At 58.0% G+C, this 12641-nt stretch carries 16 protein-coding genes; 9 read left to right on the top strand and 7 right to left on the bottom strand.

From position 1 onward, the window contains the following. Nucleotide 1 precedes the first annotated feature (1 nt). From AB1A64_RS13615 to AB1A64_RS13595, 5 genes are read left to right on the top strand one after another with little or no spacing between them, the layout of a single operon-like run. Nucleotides 2-472 (top strand): HPr kinase/phosphatase C-terminal domain-containing protein, encoded by a 471-nt coding sequence (locus AB1A64_RS13615; RefSeq protein WP_366551912.1) that lies wholly within the window; start codon nucleotides 2-4, stop codon nucleotides 470-472. Further along, nucleotides 457-1350: an RNase adapter RapZ gene (gene rapZ / locus AB1A64_RS13610; RefSeq protein ID WP_366551911.1), complete on the top strand. Its 894-nt coding sequence runs from the start codon at nucleotides 457-459 to the stop codon at nucleotides 1348-1350. The genes AB1A64_RS13615 and rapZ overlap by 16 nt, the downstream gene beginning before the upstream one ends. Next, entirely contained in the window at nucleotides 1347-1754 is a 408-nt protein-coding gene (locus AB1A64_RS13605; RefSeq protein WP_366551910.1) for a PTS fructose transporter subunit IIA, read from the top strand. Before rapZ ends, AB1A64_RS13605 begins: the two co-directional genes overlap by 4 nt. 2 nt (nucleotides 1755-1756) lie before the next feature. Further along, entirely contained in the window at nucleotides 1757-2026 is a 270-nt protein-coding gene (locus AB1A64_RS13600; RefSeq protein WP_170328297.1) for an HPr family phosphocarrier protein, read from the top strand. Nucleotides 2027-2065: 39 nt separating this feature from the next. Next, nucleotides 2066-2965, top strand: coding sequence for a lysophospholipid acyltransferase family protein (locus AB1A64_RS13595; protein WP_366551909.1), 900 nt, complete (start codon nucleotides 2066-2068; stop codon nucleotides 2963-2965). Between the two features lie 58 nt (nucleotides 2966-3023). Here AB1A64_RS13595 and AB1A64_RS13590 read toward each other — a convergent pair whose 3' ends face one another. After that, nucleotides 3024-3899 carry a 3-hydroxybutyryl-CoA dehydrogenase gene (locus AB1A64_RS13590; RefSeq protein ID WP_366551908.1) on the bottom strand — a complete coding sequence of 292 codons (876 nt, stop codon included), beginning with the start codon at nucleotides 3897-3899 and terminating at the stop codon, nucleotides 3024-3026. Between the two features lie 163 nt (nucleotides 3900-4062). Between AB1A64_RS13590 and AB1A64_RS13585 the strand changes: the two genes are divergently transcribed. Further along, on the top strand, nucleotides 4063-4884 hold the full coding sequence (locus tag AB1A64_RS13585) for a DUF6473 family protein (protein ID WP_366551907.1): 822 nt from the start codon (nucleotides 4063-4065) through the stop codon (nucleotides 4882-4884). A gap of 60 nt (nucleotides 4885-4944) precedes the next feature. Here the strand turns inward: AB1A64_RS13585 and AB1A64_RS13580 are convergent, their stop codons facing one another. From AB1A64_RS13580 to AB1A64_RS13555, 6 genes are all read right to left on the bottom strand, one after another. Then, a complete protein-coding gene (locus tag AB1A64_RS13580; protein WP_366551906.1) occupies nucleotides 4945-5874 on the bottom strand; it encodes an FAD-binding protein in 930 nt (309 codons plus the stop codon). Beyond that, nucleotides 5874-6632 carry an electron transfer flavoprotein subunit beta/FixA family protein gene (locus AB1A64_RS13575; protein WP_366551905.1) on the bottom strand — a complete coding sequence of 253 codons (759 nt, stop codon included), beginning with the start codon at nucleotides 6630-6632 and terminating at the stop codon, nucleotides 5874-5876. The genes AB1A64_RS13580 and AB1A64_RS13575 overlap by 1 nt, the downstream gene beginning before the upstream one ends. A gap of 163 nt (nucleotides 6633-6795) precedes the next feature. After that, complete coding sequence (locus AB1A64_RS13570) at nucleotides 6796-7368, bottom strand: cob(I)yrinic acid a,c-diamide adenosyltransferase (RefSeq protein WP_366551904.1); 573 nt, start codon at nucleotides 7366-7368, stop codon at nucleotides 6796-6798. Beyond that, nucleotides 7369-7572 carry a twin transmembrane helix small protein gene (locus AB1A64_RS13565; protein ID WP_366551903.1) on the bottom strand — a complete coding sequence of 68 codons (204 nt, stop codon included), beginning with the start codon at nucleotides 7570-7572 and terminating at the stop codon, nucleotides 7369-7371. Nucleotides 7573-7652: 80 nt separating this feature from the next. Beyond that, on the bottom strand, nucleotides 7653-8480 hold the full coding sequence (locus tag AB1A64_RS13560) for an SDR family NAD(P)-dependent oxidoreductase (protein WP_366551902.1): 828 nt from the start codon (nucleotides 8478-8480) through the stop codon (nucleotides 7653-7655). Nucleotides 8481-8549: 69 nt separating this feature from the next. Further along, a complete protein-coding gene (locus tag AB1A64_RS13555; RefSeq protein WP_366551901.1) occupies nucleotides 8550-9158 on the bottom strand; it encodes an SH3 domain-containing protein in 609 nt (202 codons plus the stop codon). A gap of 203 nt (nucleotides 9159-9361) precedes the next feature. On the opposite strand from AB1A64_RS13555, the gene AB1A64_RS13550 reads away from it, so the two are divergent. The 3 genes from AB1A64_RS13550 to AB1A64_RS13540 form a co-directional block, all read left to right on the top strand. Further along, on the top strand, nucleotides 9362-11710 hold the full coding sequence (locus AB1A64_RS13550) for a DNA topoisomerase IV subunit A (protein WP_366551900.1): 2349 nt from the start codon (nucleotides 9362-9364) through the stop codon (nucleotides 11708-11710). Between the two features lie 97 nt (nucleotides 11711-11807). Beyond that, nucleotides 11808-12401: a hypothetical protein gene (locus AB1A64_RS13545; protein ID WP_366551899.1), complete on the top strand. Its 594-nt coding sequence runs from the start codon at nucleotides 11808-11810 to the stop codon at nucleotides 12399-12401. Between the two features lie 113 nt (nucleotides 12402-12514). Continuing rightward, the coding region (locus AB1A64_RS13540) for a GTP-binding protein (protein WP_231739787.1) at nucleotides 12515-12641 on the top strand (127 nt) is incomplete at its 3' end.

The following is a 12641-nucleotide window of genomic DNA, read 5'->3' as shown; positions in this document are numbered from 1 at the left end:
CATGAGTGGCAAGACCCTCTTGGACATCCAACATCAAGACAAGGCCATCCTCCATGCGACGTGTGTTGCCGTCGAGGGGCAAGGCGCATTGATTCTGGGGCAGTCGGGCTCGGGCAAATCGGCGCTGGCCTTGCAGATGATGGCGCATGGCGCAACTTTGGTGGCTGACGACCGGGTTGCTCTGTCGATGGTGGGCGATACGGCCATGGCTGATGCTGCTCCAAACCTGCGTGGATTGATCGAGGCACGGGGCATTGGTTTGCTTCGGGCACACACGGCGGGGACAACGCCGATCCGATACGTGGTGGATCTTGATCAAAATGAACCCGCCCGCTTGCCCGATCCCGACAAGACCCTAGTTCTAAAGCAATCCGTTCCCTTGCTTCGGGCGGCAGGCGTCCACAATTTGGCGGCAGCACTCATGCAACTTTTGAAAATGGGACGCGTGGACCCGGAATGGCCCAGCACATGACTTCGCAACGGCGCATCGTTCTGGTAACCGGCCCCTCGGGCGCCGGGCGCTCGACGGCGATTCGCGTTCTTGAAGATCTGGGTTTTGAAGCCATCGATAACCTGCCAATGGGCCTGCTGACGCGCCTTCTGGATGGTCCGCAAAGTGATCGACCAATGGCGCTGGGTATCGACGCCCGTAACCGTGATTTCTCGACCACCGGGTTTATTGAACTGGCCGTTCGGTTGCGACGGATGGAACAGGTGGATCTGACAACACTCTATCTGGATTGCAGCGATGATGTGTTGTTGCGGCGTTTCTCGGAAACCCGGCGTCGGCACCCTGTGGCCACCGATGCCAGCCCGGAAACCGGGGTGCGCCAGGAAAAGGAATTGTTGGCCCCGATCCGCGAGATCGCCGATACGCTGATCGACACCACTCCGCTGAACATCCACCAACTGCGCGAAGAGGTCGAACGATGGTTCGCCCCCAAGGATGGTCGGCATCTGGCGGTGTCGATCGAATCTTTCTCGTATAAGCGCGGTTTGCCGCGCGGGTTGGATATGGTGTTTGACTGCCGGTTTCTGGCCAATCCCTACTGGCGTCCGGAATTGCGGGCGGAAGACGGTCGAAACCCGGGTGTCGCGCGCTATGTACAATCGGACACGAACTACGCACCGTTTTTCGACCGGGTGGTGGATCTGCTGAAACTCTTGTTGCCAACCTTCCGTGCCGAAGGCAAAGCACACCTGTCGGTGGCCTTTGGATGTACCGGAGGGCAACACAGATCGGTGGCCATGGCCGAAGCGGTTGCAAAGGCCCTTGCAGAAGAGGGGCAGCAAGTGGCAATTAGGCACCGCGAAATAGAACGTCGATCGTTGAATGTGAGGCCGGATTGATCGGGATCGTACTCGTAGCACATGGTGGGTTGGCCAAAGAGTATCTGGCCGCAATGCAACATGTGGTCGGACAGCAGCCCGGCCTGGTCGCGATATCGATCGAGGCCGACCATGACCGTGCCGCAAAACAGGCTGAAATCTGTGCGGCTGCTGACAGCGTCGATGTCGGGGACGGGGTTGTTGTTGTAACTGATCTGTTCGGGGGCAGCCCATCGAACCTGAGCTTGCGGGCCTGCGCTCCGCAGGATCGCCGTATCCTTTACGGTGCAAATTTGCCTATGTTGATTAAACTGGCCAAAACCCGCCACCTGCCGATTGCGGATGCCGTGCGGCAGTCGATGGAGGCTGGACGCAAATATATCAATGCGCAAAATGTGACATTAGAAGAAGACCGGACAGATTAAGAATGACCAATCGAAGCCTGAAAATCATTAATGAAAAAGGTTTGCATGCCCGCGCCTCGGCCAAGTTGGTTGAGGTGGTCGAGGGCTTTGACGCACAGGCCGAAGTATCCAAAGACGGATTTTCTGCATCCGGAGACAGTATTATGGGCCTTTTGATGTTGGCAGCCTCGCGCGGAACGACTATTGACGTCGAGACGTCCGGACCGGATGCTGAGGCGTTGGCTGATGCCTTGGAAACCCTGGTGAACGACAAGTTCGGGGAAGGTTTCTGATTTCATCCGCCGCGCAACGAAGAACGGGAAGACCTGGAATTGGCGGAAACAACGCACGAGACGAAGACCGGCCCAGTGGTGGATGGGACCACGGATCAGGGTGAGATCTACGATCGTAGAACCCTGACCTATGCGAACTCGTTCGATGATGTCTGGACGTCGACGGCCATTCGCGCCATCGAATGGTGTACTGGCAAGCTGACCATTCTGCGTATGGTCAACAAGTTCGAAAAGAAGAACGAATATTATCGCGGCCAACGGTTCTGGGGTGGTGCCCTCAAGACGATGGGCATCGACCTGACCACCCCTCAAGAACAAATCGCCCGTATACCTAAAGAGGGTCCCGTTGTTGTGGTGGCGAACCACCCCCACGGTATGGTTGACGGGATGATCTTGGCTGAACTCATTGGCCAGGTGCGCAGCGATTACCGCATCCTGACCCGTTCTGTTCTGACGGGGCTGGACGAAGCCGCGACGTCTTTCATGATCCCGGTGCCATTTCCCCATGACCCCGAGGCGCAAACCAAGATGCTGGAAATGCGCAGCAAGTCGATGGACCATCTAAAAGAAGGTGGCGTCGTTGCGTTGTTCCCGTCAGGCGTGGTGATGTCCTCGGACGACTGGTTCGGTCCGGCGCAAGAGCGGGAATGGAACGTGTTCACCGCCAAGATGATCCGCCGGTCCGGCGCCCAGGTGGTTCCGATCTTCTTTCCGGGCAGAAACTCTCGCGCCTATCAGATTGCCAACAAACTATCCCCGATCCTGCGACAAGGCCTTCTACTGCATGAGATCGTGCGGTCGTGCAACAAACCGCAATCTCCGGTTATCGGCGATCCGATCTCGGACGAGGACATGCAATTGCTTGAACGCGACCCGCGTGGCTTCATGGCTTGGCTCAGAAAGCACACGATGTCGCTGGCCGAAACGCTAAAAAACTGATCCGTTTCTTCATCTGGCCAAAAATACCTCGGGGGTGAGGGGGCTGGCCCCCTCTGCCTTAACGGGTCGGAATCGGAACCTCGCCCCGATAGTCATAAAACCCACGTTCGGTTTTGCGGCCCAGCCATCCGGCTTCGACATATTTGGTCAGCAACGGGCAGGGGCGGTATTTTGTGTCGGCTAATCCTTCGTGCAGCACATTCATGATAGCCAAACAGGTGTCCAAACCAATGAAATCGGCCAATTCCAACGGCCCCATCGGATGGTTCGCGCCCAATTTCATGGATTGGTCGATAGATTGCACATTGCCCACGCCTTCGTACAAGGTATAGACCGCCTCGTTGATCATCGGCATCAGAATGCGGTTCACGATGAAGGCGGGGAAATCCTCGGCGCTGGCGGCGGTTTTACCCAGACGATCCACCACGGATTTGCAAGTCTTGAAGGTCTCTTCGTCCGTAGCGATCCCGCGGATCAATTCGACCAGCTGCATCACTGGCACCGGGTTCATAAAGTGAAACCCCATAAACCGTTCGGGCCGGTCCGTACGACTGGCCAGGCGGGTGATTGAAATTGACGACGTGTTCGACGTCAGAATCGTGTGCGGTTGCAGGTGCGGCTGGAGGTCCTCGAAGATCGCCTGCTTGATTGACTCTCGCTCGGTGGCGGCCTCGATCACCAAATCCGTTTGCCCCAGTTCCGGCAGTGCCAGTGTCGTCTTTACGCGTTTAAGGGCGGCTTGCATCGCCTCATCGGTGATTTTCCCGCGCGAGGCCTGACGTGCCATGTTGCCTTCGATTGCGGCAACGGCAGCTTCCAGTGCATCCTGGTTTACGTCATTCAGCAGAACGTCATATTCCGCAAGGGCCAGGACGTGGGCGATACCATTGCCCATCTGGCCTGCGCCAATCACTCCGACTGATTTTACGTCCATGTTCTGATGCCTCTGTGTCTCGGGATTGAAGGGACAGTACCGGCAGATCGGTAGGGGCGGCAAGGGGATCGGACCCATCGAATTTGTTTAAAATGCGCGCATTAGGAATTTCTCAAGACATGCGGCTGCAAGATGGCAACCGGGTGAAAAATGGGTGAGTGTTATGAGCTATCATCAAACAGGCTCGGCAGGTGCCGGGCATGCCGTATGCCAATACGGTCAGTCGCGTCTTTGGTTTCGGGGGCCAGAGAGGTCTTTGGACACGGCCTATATGGCCTGTGTCGGCGGGGATGAGACCTATGGCCGATTTGTTGACCGTCCTTATGCAGCGATTCTAGAGGACAGGCTGGACCGGCGCTGCCTGAATTTGGGCAGCCTGTTTTGCGGGGTCGAGGCGCTGTGCGGCGATGCAGGCCTGTTCACGCTGTTGAATGGGGCCGAACTGTGTGTGTTACAGGCGCCCGGGGTTCTGAGTCAGTCAAACCACTTTTACCGTGTCCATCCCCGGCGCAACGACCGGGTTTTGTTGCCAACTCAGGATCTGATCGACCTCTACCCCGAGGTTGACTTTACCGATGTCCATTTTGTGGGCCACCTGATGCGGCGTTTGCAAGACTATCAGGATGCCCGCTTTGAGGTTGTGGCAGAAGAGCTGCGTCGTAATTGGGTTCGGCAAATCAGCGACCTGCTGCAAAGGTTGAAGGTACCGGTCCTGCTGTTGGCGCTGAAGGTGCTGCCGCAAAAAAATGATGAACATCAGGAAGAGAGGGCACCAATCACAGTCACTCCTGAAATGCTAAAGGCCGTGCGGCCTTTCTGCGCCGATTGTGTCGAAGGCACGGCTTATGTGTCCGGGCAATCTAATGAGCTTGAGGATATGTTGTTCGGTACATTACAACAGCCGATGGCCGAGCACATGATTGGCCCGGCGGCACATCGGTCAATCGCGGAGGCATTGGTCGGACCCATTCGGAACCTGCAATGAAAAAGGCCCGCCAAGTGGCGGGCCTTGCTAGATTTTTCGGCGAAAAATCTTTTCCTGCTATCAGCCAAGCTTTTCGGTCAGTTCCGGCACGGCCTGGAACAGATCGGCAACCAGTCCGAAGTCTGCGACCTGGAAGATCGGAGCTTCTTCGTCTTTGTTGATCGCGACGATGACCTTGCTGTCCTTCATACCGGCCAAGTGCTGGATCGCGCCCGAGATGCCGACGGCGACATACAGGTCCGGGGCAACAACCTTACCGGTCTGCCCAATTTGCCAGTCGTTCGGTGCATAGCCCGAATCGACCGCCGCGCGCGAGGCACCAACCGCCGCGCCCAGCTTGTCGGCCAGCCCCTCGATCAGTTTGAAGTCCTCTTCCGAGCCGACACCACGGCCGCCCGAGACAACGACCCCAGCCGAGGTCAGTTCCGGACGGTCGCTTTCGGCGACCTTGTCCTCGACCCAGGACGACAGGCCTTCCGAACCCGGAACCGAAACGGTTTCAACCGGGGCCGCGCCGCCTTCGCCCGCCGCGTCAAAGCTGGCGGTCCGCAGGGTGACAACCTTTTTGGCGTCGTTCGATTTCACAGTCTGGATGGCGTTGCCCGCATAGATCGGGCGCTCGAAGGTCGAGCCGTCGACCACGCCGGACGCATCCGAGATCACCATCACGTCCAGCAGGGCTGCAACGCGCGGCATCACGTTCTTGGCGTCGGTGGTGGCAGGGGCAACGATATGTTCATAATCGCCTGCCAGGCTGACGATCAGCGCAGCGGTCGATTCCGCCAGGCGATGACCCAGCGAGGCATCCTCGGCCACCAGAACCTTGGAGACACCGTCGATCTTGGCAGCAGCCTCACCAGCAGCGGCGGCGGAACCACCAGCGGCCAGAACCGTAATGTCGCCCAGTGCCTTTGCGGCTGCAACAGCCTTGGCGGTGGCGTCCAGCGCCAGCTCGCCATTGTTAACCTCGGCAAGAAGAAGAACAGCCATTACACAGCCCCCGCATCTTTGAGTTTCGTAACCAGCTCATCAACCGAGCCGACAATGATGCCCGCAGCACGCGCCGGAGGTTCCTCGGTCTTGACGATCTCAAGGCGCGGGGAAACATCTACGCCGTAATCGGCGGCAGTTTTCTCATCCAGCGGCTTTTTCTTCGCCTTCATGATGTTGGGCAGCGACGCATAGCGCGGCTCGTTCAGACGCAGGTCAACAGTGACGATGGTGGGCATCTTGACGCTGATGGTCTGCAGGCCGCCGTCCACCTCGCGGGTGATCTTGGCGGCGTCGCCTTCGATGTCCAGCTCGGATGCGAAGGTGCCTTGCGACCAGCCCAGCAGAGCCGACAGCATCTGGCCGGTGGCGTTCATGTCATTGTCGATCGCCTGCTTGCCCGCCAGAACGATGCCGGGCTGCTCTTCTTCGACCACTTTGGCCAGGATCTTGGCGACGGCCAGCGGCTCGATGTCTTGATGCACGTCATCGGCGGCCACAACCAGAATGGCGCGGTCGGCGCCCATGGCCAACGCAGTACGCAGCGTTTCCTGCGCCTGTTTCACACCAATCGAAACGGCCACAACCTCATCGGCCTTGCCGGCTTCTTTCAGGCGGATCGCCTCTTCCACCGCAATCTCGTCGAACGGGTTCATCGACATTTTGACATTGGCGAGATCGACACCGCTACCGTCCGCTTTAACGCGAACCTTCACATTGTAGTCAATCACGCGTTTGACAGGCACGAGTACCTTCATTTTAGCGCTTGCTCCTCACAAAAAACGGTAAGCCGCGTTGCGACTCCACCAATGCTCTCGGACGACTGAATAACGTCTGAATTCGCCCTGCAACAGAGCAAAATCGTCACGTCATGGGTTTGGGACGTCGCGTTTCGTGTTTTTTGACGTTAGGGCCCGCGACTTAGCGGTTCGCACCCGGAACCCACAGCACATCTCGCGTGCCGTTTTCATTGGCGCAGCGCGCGGCGACGAAGAACCAGTCGCTGAGACGGTTGAGGTATTTCACTGCGACCGTGTTCACCGGTTCCATGTTGGTCAGTTCAACCGCCAGCCGCTCGGCCCGGCGCGAAACAGTGCGGCACACGTGCAGATGCGCGGCCAGACGCGAACCGCCAGGCAAAATGAAGCTGCGCAGTGGTGCCAGTGCTTCGTTCATGGCATCGATTTCCGCTTCCAACCGGTCGATTTGGGTGGGCACGATGCGCAGCGGGGGATAATCGGCCTCGGCATCCTTTTCCATGTCGGGGCGGCAGAAATCGGCACCCAAGTCGAACAGATCGTTCTGGATGCGGGACAGGGCGGCTTCGACATCGCCCTCGGCTTCGGTGCGGGCCACGCCGACAAAGGCGTTCAGTTCGTCCACGGTGCCATAGGCAGCCACACGGCCGGAATATTTGGCAACGCGCTCACCATTGCCCAGCGCGGTTTTGCCGTCATCGCCAGTGCGGGTGTAAATCTTGTTGAGAACGACCATCTATTGGGCTCCTTGTCCACGCAGCCAGACGTAAAGCACGATCAGCATCACGGCAATGAACTGAAACAGGATGCGCAGGCGCATCATCTTGTTACTTTTCATCGCGGCCTCTTTGCCGCTTTTGCCAAAGTTTGAGATGCCAATAGCCAGCACGACGACAACAGCCGCCATGGCCAACAGCAAAACGACCATCATTAGGTCCATGGGTACACCGTCCGCGTTTTTTGTTTCCTTGGGCTATCATCTAGCCCCGTGAGTGTAAAAAGCGAACGGGTAATATTGCCTCAGACGTCCGACAAAATGCGATCAATCGTGCGGGTCGGCAGAATGCGGCGCAGGTACCCGGCGATATAAGTTGGTGTCGTCACATAGTATCGCGCACGTGGCCGTTTCGATTCGACAGCATGGGCCAGCTTATCAGTCACGGCCGACGCGGGCAGTTCGAACCGGTCCGGCCCCGAGGATTCGTATAGCCTTTTCAACAACGAAGACTCGTACCGCTCTCGTAGGGGCGAGTTCTGCCATTTGATGAATTTTTCAAAGAAAGGGATCGAATTTTCGCGAATTTTCGAGGTGATTGGGCCGGGTTCGATCAAGACGACCTTAATGTCCGTATCTGCCAATTCCAGGCGCAGCGTGTCCGTCAGACCTTCGACCGCGTATTTCGTGGCCACATAGGCGCCGCGCCAGGGATAGGCCACCAGGCCCAGCACGGACGAGTTCTGAACGATTCGCCCATGTCCTTGCGCCCGCATGGCTGGGATCACCTGCCGGGTCAGCTCGTGCCAACCAAAGAAATTGGCCTCAAATATTGCGCGCAAGCCATCCGTCGGCAAATCCTCGACCGCACCAGGCAGGCCATGCGCACCATTGTTGAACAGCGCATCCAGCGTACCGCCCGTCGCCTCGAACACCGAAGCCAGCCCCGAGGTGATGCTGGCGGCGTCGGTGTAGTCAATATGCGGGCTTTCAAAGCCTTGTGCCCGCAGCCGGTCGCAATCGCGCTGCTGACGGCAGGAGGCAAACACCCGCCAACCTCGGGCGCGCATGCCGTGCGCCGCATCCAGTCCAATGCCCGAGGAGCAGCCGGTGATAAGAATGGTCTTTTGCATGGTCTTCCTGAATCTGAACCTGATCTATAGCTATGGCGCGGTTCAGGTCAGGACAATGACACGGCTGCGTCAGTTCGCGGTTTTTCGCACCAGTGAGGCCGAAATCCATCCGACCTGTTGCTGAGGCAACACGCGCAGGCGCAACCAGCCAGTTCCGGATTCGCTCAGCACTTCGACTTTCTGGCCGATGGTGGCCTTGCCGACGATCGGATAGATCGTACCCGGCCCGTCGCGCATGTTTACGCGGGTTCCCGATATTTCGCGAATGTCCTTTTCGGGTTCGGGGATGGCGGGTGTTTCGGCCACATCTTCCTGCACGTCATCCGTGATCTGGCGCAGCCCGGCTACACCATCCTCAAGCGAAGCAAGCGTGATGTTGGCGTCTCGGTCCGCGAAAACCGTAAGGGTTGAGAAAGACCCCAGCGTGGCATCATCGGCCACAAATTCGACCACCTCTTCCACGGCGGGCTTGGGTTGCACACGTGCAGTTGGCGCACGAACTGCGACATTGGTCACAAGCTCTTCGGCCCGAGCAGGAGCAATGATTTGCGTCGGGGCGGTTGCGATACGAACGGGTTGCTCGGCACGCAGCCCACGCGGTTCGAAATCCGGCCCGCCGCTCATTACGTAAAAGCACCAACCAAGTGCAGCGAAAGTAAAAACAATAAGGCGCGTCATGGCGCATCCCCCAGGGTCAATCGTAAGATACAAGAAATAGGCAGCAGTCTAATCCAGTCAGCGTACCATATTTCAGGGTCCAAGTCGAAAGACGGGGGAAATCGGGGGGTTGCCTCCCCCTGTTGCAAAAAGCGCCACTTGTCCCCAGTAAAATGCGTGCTGCTCGCTTTACCAGCGCGCGGTTGCGGCGTATCACATCATGTATGACCGATACGATCGACGACCCCAACATGGAGGCCCCCGACAACGGGGGCGAGATAGCCGAACCGCTGCGCCGCGCGATTGGCGAACGCTATCTGACCTATGCTCTGTCCACCATCATGCACCGTGCGCTGCCCGATGCGCGCGACGGGCTGAAGCCGGTTCACCGGCGAATCCTCTATGCGATGCGCGAGTTGCGACTCAGTGCGACTGGTGGTTTCCGGAAGTCTGCGAAGATTTCCGGCGACGTGATGGGCAACTATCACCCGCACGGCGACGCCGCGATTTACGATGCGATGGCGCGTCTGGCGCAGGACTTCAACGTCCGTTATCCGCTGGTCGACGGGCAGGGGAACTTCGGCAATATCGACGGCGATAACCCTGCGGCCTCGCGATACACCGAGGCACGGATGACCATCGTCGCCGAGGCGCTGCTTGAGGGGTTGAACGAAGACGCCGTCGATTTCCGCGATAACTATGACGGCACGCTGACCGAACCGGTCGTGCTGCCCGCGCAGTTTCCGAACCTGCTGGCCAATGGCTCCAGCGGCATCGCGGTCGGTATGGCGACAAACATTCCGCCGCATAACATCGCCGAGCTGTGTGACGCCTGCCTGCATCTGATCAAAACACCGGACGCGCGCGACGATACCCTACTGAACTACGTGCCCGGCCCCGATTTCCCGACTGGTGGCGTCATTGTCGAGCCGCCCGAAAATATCGCGCAGGCCTATCGCACCGGGCGCGGTTCCTTCCGTCTGCGCTGTAAGTTCGAGGTTGAGGATCTGGGCCGTGGCCAGTGGCAGATCGTGGTCACCGAGATCCCCTATCAGGTTCAGAAATCCAAGCTGATCGAAAAGATCGCGGAGCTGATCCAAACCAAGAAAATCCCGATCCTGGCAGACGTTCGCGACGAATCCGCCGACGACATCCGCCTGATCCTTGAGCCGCGTTCCAAAAACGTGGACCCCGAGGTTTTGATGGGAATGCTTTACCGCAACTCGGACCTTGAGGTGCGGTTCAGCCTGAACATGAACGTGCTAATCGACGGCGTGACGCCCAAGGTCTGTTCGATGAAGGAAGTGCTGCGCGCCTTCTTGGATCACCGGCAAGAAGTGCTGTTGCGCCGCTCGCGCCACCGGATGGCGAAAATCGACCATCGGTTGGAAGTGCTGGAGGGCTTTATCGTTGCCTTCCTGAACCTCGACCGCGTGATCGACATCATCCGTTACGATGACGACCCTAAAGCCGCGCTGATGCGCGAGGACTGGGGGATCGATCATGTCCGTGCCACTAGCGAGGCGGACTATGTTTCACCCAAACCGGGTGAGGGCGAGCTATCCGAGGTTCAGGTCGACGCGATCCTCAATATGCGCCTGCGCAGCTTGCGCCGTCTGGAAGAGATGGAGCTGGTGCGCGAGCGCGACGAGTTGATGATGGAGCGTGCCAATCTTGAGGACTTGCTGGCCGATCCGGCCTTGCAATGGGCCAAGATCGCCGAGCAGTTGAGAGAGACCAGAAAGACCTTTGGCAAAGACTACGAAGGCGGCGCGCGTCGAACCCAGTTTGCCGAAGCCGGACAGGTTGAAGAGGTTCCGCTTGAGGCGATGATCGACAAAGAGCCGATCACGGTCGTCTGCTCTCAGATGGGTTGGATTCGCGCCATGACCGGCCATATCGACCTGAAGCGAGAGCTGAAGTTCAAGGACGGCGACGGCCCGCGTTTCATCTTCCACGCGGAAACGACGGACCGACTGCTCGTATTTGCCTCGAACGGGCGATTTTACACGGTCAGCGCCGCCAACCTGCCCGGCGGGCGGGGCATGGGCGAACCGCTGCGTCTGATCGTCGATCTGCCGAACGAGGCGCAGATCATCGATATCCTGATCCATAAACCCGGGCGCAAGCTGCTTGTGGCCTCGGATGCGGGTAACGGATTCATGGTGCCCGAGGATGAGGTGCTGGCCCAGACCCGCAACGGTAAACAGGTGCTGAACGTCAAAGGTGATGAGACCGCAATGATCTGTAAGCCTATCGATGGCGATCACGTGGCGGTGGTGTCTCAGAACGGTAAATTCCTGGTCTTCCCAACCGAAGAATTGCCCGAGATGACCCGAGGCAAAGGCGTGCGTCTGCAGAAATACAACATGGCGCGTGGACGGCAGGGCACACTTGAGCTGGATGGCGGCTTGTCCGACCTGACCACCTTTAACTGGGAAGAGGGTCTCAAATGGTCGATGGGTGGGGATAAAACCCGGCACGAGGCGGATATGTCCCAATGGCTCGCCAAGCGCGCCAGTGTTGGGAAAAAGCCACCCTATGGTTTCCCGCGCGACTATAAATTCTCGTGATTGCGCGCCGGGTGCAGGTAGAATTTTGCTGATACGGCTTGGCACAGGCCGTATCGGTGCGCTAGACCAAAGAAAAACAGGCCTATCGAGAGACAATATGCTGCGCATTCTGACCCTGATCACCGGATTTGCCCTGATGGGTGCTTGTACCCAAACGCAGATTTATGAAGAGCCTGAATCGCTGGGCGAATTCAAGCTGCGGGTCAACTATGCCTTTGCCGACAAGGCTGTTCAGGGGCCGGTCAGCCGCGATGCTACGCCGGATGAATGGACCTCCGCTATTCAGAATGCAGTCGATATTCGGCTGGGGCGTTATGAGGGTGTGCAGGAATATGACATCGGCATCAGCCTCGAGGGGTATATGCTGGCCCCTCCGGGCATTCCGGTTATCTACAACCCCAAAAGCACTGCGATCGTGCTGGTCAACGTGTATGACGTGAACAAGAAAGAGTTTCTTGCCAAGGGCAAGCAGTTCCAGGTTCTCGAAGATACGACTGGCGAAAGTGCTCTAGCGGGATCGGGTCATTCGCGCACCAAAGAAGAGCAAATGAGCGGTTTGGCCCTGAAAGTCGCGGACCGAGTCGAGGAATGGCTGGCCGAAGAACACAAGGACAATGGCTGGTTTGATCGCCGCCCGGACCTGATCCAACCTCTCGTTTCCAGTGAACTCACGCAAAATCCGGCGTCTTAACCGTCTTTTAACGCAGGATGTGCTTGATTTTCCCCTTTGAACCAAATATCTCGCGCGCGCAGATGTAACCACGGGACCAAGGGTCCCCCAAATCGCAAAAGGGTGCCTGAGGAATGGCAAAGGAAAAGTTTGAGCGTACAAAACCGCACGTCAACATCGGCACGATTGGGCATGTTGACCACGGTAAAACCACGCTGACCGCAGCAATCACCAAGTATTTCGGTGACTTCAAAGCGTATG

Source organism: Ruegeria sp. ANG10 (genome assembly GCF_040705255.1).
Classification (GTDB): domain Bacteria; phylum Pseudomonadota; class Alphaproteobacteria; order Rhodobacterales; family Rhodobacteraceae; genus Ruegeria.
The sequence above is the reverse complement of the archived record's forward strand: the minus strand, read 5'-3'. Positions and strand labels throughout refer to the sequence as shown.

Excerpts from the sequence above, each read along its gene's own strand:
- AB1A64_RS13615 (WP_366551912.1), top strand. The coding sequence starts at position 2 with ATGAGTGGCAAGACCCTCTTGGACATCCAACATCAAGACAAGGCCATC.
- rapZ (WP_366551911.1), top strand. The coding sequence starts at position 457 with ATGGCCCAGCACATGACTTCGCAACGGCGCATCGTTCTGGTAACCGGC.
- AB1A64_RS13600 (WP_170328297.1), top strand. The coding sequence starts at position 1,757 with ATGACCAATCGAAGCCTGAAAATCATTAATGAAAAAGGTTTGCATGCC.
- AB1A64_RS13590 (WP_366551908.1), bottom strand. The coding sequence starts at position 3,899 with ATGGACGTAAAATCAGTCGGAGTGATTGGCGCAGGCCAGATGGGCAAT.
- AB1A64_RS13585 (WP_366551907.1), top strand. The coding sequence starts at position 4,063 with ATGAGCTATCATCAAACAGGCTCGGCAGGTGCCGGGCATGCCGTATGC.
- AB1A64_RS13580 (WP_366551906.1), bottom strand. The coding sequence starts at position 5,874 with ATGGCTGTTCTTCTTCTTGCCGAGGTTAACAATGGCGAGCTGGCGCTG.
- AB1A64_RS13575 (WP_366551905.1), bottom strand. The coding sequence starts at position 6,632 with ATGAAGGTACTCGTGCCTGTCAAACGCGTGATTGACTACAATGTGAAG.
- AB1A64_RS13570 (WP_366551904.1), bottom strand. The coding sequence starts at position 7,368 with ATGGTCGTTCTCAACAAGATTTACACCCGCACTGGCGATGACGGCAAA.
- AB1A64_RS13565 (WP_366551903.1), bottom strand. The coding sequence starts at position 7,572 with ATGGACCTAATGATGGTCGTTTTGCTGTTGGCCATGGCGGCTGTTGTC.
- AB1A64_RS13560 (WP_366551902.1), bottom strand. The coding sequence starts at position 8,480 with ATGCAAAAGACCATTCTTATCACCGGCTGCTCCTCGGGCATTGGACTG.
- AB1A64_RS13555 (WP_366551901.1), bottom strand. The coding sequence starts at position 9,158 with ATGACGCGCCTTATTGTTTTTACTTTCGCTGCACTTGGTTGGTGCTTT.
- AB1A64_RS13550 (WP_366551900.1), top strand. The coding sequence starts at position 9,362 with ATGACCGATACGATCGACGACCCCAACATGGAGGCCCCCGACAACGGG.
- AB1A64_RS13545 (WP_366551899.1), top strand. The coding sequence starts at position 11,808 with ATGCTGCGCATTCTGACCCTGATCACCGGATTTGCCCTGATGGGTGCT.